The organism is Pedococcus sp. (genome assembly GCF_036554925.1).
Lineage (GTDB): Bacteria > Actinomycetota > Actinomycetes > Actinomycetales > Dermatophilaceae > Pedococcus_A.
In genome coordinates this window covers 1-2,718 of the sequence record NZ_DATBMI010000055.1, presented here as the reverse complement: position 1 = coordinate 2,718, position 2,718 = coordinate 1, and the positions used below count along the sequence as shown (strand labels likewise).

Genomic DNA, 2,718 nt, shown 5'->3' with positions numbered 1-2,718 from the left:
GGGTCGAGCTGCCCCGGCACGGAGTGCTGGCCCCCGAGGCGGTCAGCGAGGTGCTCAGCCGGCCCGACACGCTCCTGCGCCTGGCCCGGCTGGACCCTGACGGCTCGATCGTCCAGGACCCAGCCCACTACCGGCCGAGCGCGTCGACCCGGCGGCGGGTGCGCTCCCGCGACGGCACCTGCCGCTTCCCCGGCTGCAACACGCCCGCCAACCGCACCGACGTCGACCACGTGGTGGCCCACCCCGAGGGGCCGACGGCTCCGCCGAACCTCCTGTGCCTGTGCCGCACCCACCACCTCTTCAAGCACCACGGCGGATGGACTGCCGAGCTCTCCCCTGACGGCACCGCCAGGTGGAGGGCCCCGGACGGACGGGTGTGGACTACCGAGCCGCAGTCCCACAGGATCCGCGACGACCTCCACCTGACCGACGAGGTGGACCCCGACGTGGCGCACGACCTCGGGCGCGGCTGGTTCCCCGGGCTCCCACCGGGGATGTCCCTGGCCGACCTCGTCGGGGCGGAGCGGGAGGCACCGGAGGACCCGCCCGAGGCCGACGCCGTCCCCCACCCACCGGTCGACTGGCAGCAGCTCGACCTGGCCGGCGGCGACCCCGACCCACCCACCGGCGGGCAGCGGCCCGACCAACCCGCCGACCGTCAGCAGCTCGACCGGGCCGCCACCGACGGGCAGCACCTCCGCGTGGGCCCGCCGGTGTCCGACCTCTCCGTCCTGGAAAGTCACATCGCCAGCCGGCTCGCCCTCGCGGCGTGACGGGCGGGCAGGAGCCGGGGCGGCCCCGGTGCCTGAGCAGTTCCTCGGCGGTCACCCGCGCGGGCTGCGCCGCGGCATACCCGCGGGTAACGTGGGGAGCCCAAGGAGGCGCCTCATGAGCAGCGACCTGGAACACAACCGCCCCACCGCGACGGCCCACGACCCGGCACCGGTGGTGCAGGCCAGCGAGCGCGAGTCCAGGGCGGTGGCCGAGGAGGCCCGCGAGTCCGACTGGAGCCGGCCGAGCTTCGCCAAGGGGCTCTACCTCGGTCACTTCGACCTCGACCTCGTCCACCCGCATCCGCGGGCCAGCGCCGAGGACGAGGCGCGCGGTGAGGAGTTCCTCGCGACGTTGCGGGAGGTCTGCGCCGGCATCGACGGGGCCCGCATCGAGCGCGAGGCCCTCATCCCGGACGAGGTCCTCGCCCGCCTCGCCGAGATCGGCGCCTTCGGCATGAAGATCCCGCGCGAGTACGGCGGACTCGGCCTGACGATGTCGTCGTACGGCAAGGCGCTCATGCTCGTCGGCTCGGTGCACCCGAGCCTCGGCGCCCTGCTCTCGGCGCACCAGTCCATCGGCGTCCCGGAGCCGGTCAAGCTCGTCGGCACACCCGAGCAGAAGCAGGCCTACCTGCCCCGGTGTGCAGCGGGGGCGATTTCCGCCTTCCTGCTCACCGAGCCCGACGTCGGTTCCGACCCCGCACGGATGGGCAGCACGGCGACCCCCACCGAGGACGGCACGGCCTACCTGCTCGACGGCGTGAAGCTGTGGACGACGAACGGCGTCGTTGCCGAGCTGCTGGTCGTCATGGCCCGGGTGCCGGAGCATGACGGCCGGAAGGGTGGGATCACCGCCTTCATCGTCGAGGGCACGGCCGACGGGGTGACCGTCGAGCGGCGCAACTCCTTCATGGGGCTGAAGGGGATCGAGAACGGGCTGACCCGTTTCCACCAGGTCCGGGTGCCCGTGGAGAACCGGCTCGGCCGGGAGGGCGAGGGCCTGCGGATCGCGCTCACGACCCTCAACGCGGGGCGCCTGTCGATCCCTGCGATGTGCGCCGCCGCCGGCAAGTGGGCGCTGAAGATCGCACGCGAGTGGTCGGCCGAGCGCGTGCAGTGGGGTCGGCCGGTCGGCGAGCACGGCGCGGTCGCCGAGAAGATCGCCTTCATCGCCGCCACCACCTACGGCCTCGAGTCGGTGCTGGAGCTCTCGGCCCAGCTCGCCGACGCGGGCACCAAGGACATCCGCATCGAGGCGGCGCTGGCCAAGCTGTGGGCGAGCGAGATGGCCTGGCAGATCGCCGACGAGCTCGTGCAGGTCCGCGGCGGCCGTGGCTACGAGACGGCGGAGTCGCTGCGCGCCCGTGGTGAGCGCGCGGTGCCGGCCGAGCAGGTGTTGCGCGACATGCGGATCAACCGGATCTTCGAGGGCTCGACCGAGATCATGCACCTGCTCATCGCGCGTGAGGCCGTCGACGCCCACCTCAAGGCCGCCGGTGCGCTGGCCGACAAGGACGCCACGCTCGAGGACAAGGCGCGCGCGGCAGCGGGCGCCAGCGGCTTCTACGCCAGGTGGCTGCCCCAGCTCGTGGTCGGCAAGGGTGCCGCACCGACGTCGTATGCCGCGTTCGGCCCCCTGGCGACGCACCTGCGGTTCGTCGAGCGGTCCAGTCGCAGGCTGGCCCGGCAGACCTTCTACGGGATGTCGAGGTGGCAGGCCAGGATGGAGTACCGGCAGGCGTTCCTCGGGCGCGTGGTCGACATCGGGGCCGAACTGTTCGCCATGGCGGCGGCCTGCAGCCGAGCCGAGATGCTCCGCACCGACGACGCCGCCCGCGGTCGGTCGGCCTACCAGCTGGCGGACGTGTTCTGCCAGCAGAGCCGGGTCAGGGTCGAGGCGCTGTTCTCCGCGTTGTGGTCCAACAGCGACGACGCCGACGTCCGG

At 73.2% G+C, this 2,718-nt stretch carries 1 protein-coding gene and 1 pseudogene; both read left to right on the top strand.

Annotation, left to right across the window (positions count from 1 at the left end):
* Positions 1 to 773 (top strand): annotated as a pseudogene (locus tag VIB11_RS04560) (HNH endonuclease signature motif containing protein); the annotation flags it as partial.
* Positions 774 to 888: 115 nt separating this feature from the next.
* The coding region (locus VIB11_RS04555) for an acyl-CoA dehydrogenase family protein (protein ID WP_332028793.1) at positions 889 to 2,718 on the top strand (1,830 nt) is incomplete at its 3' end.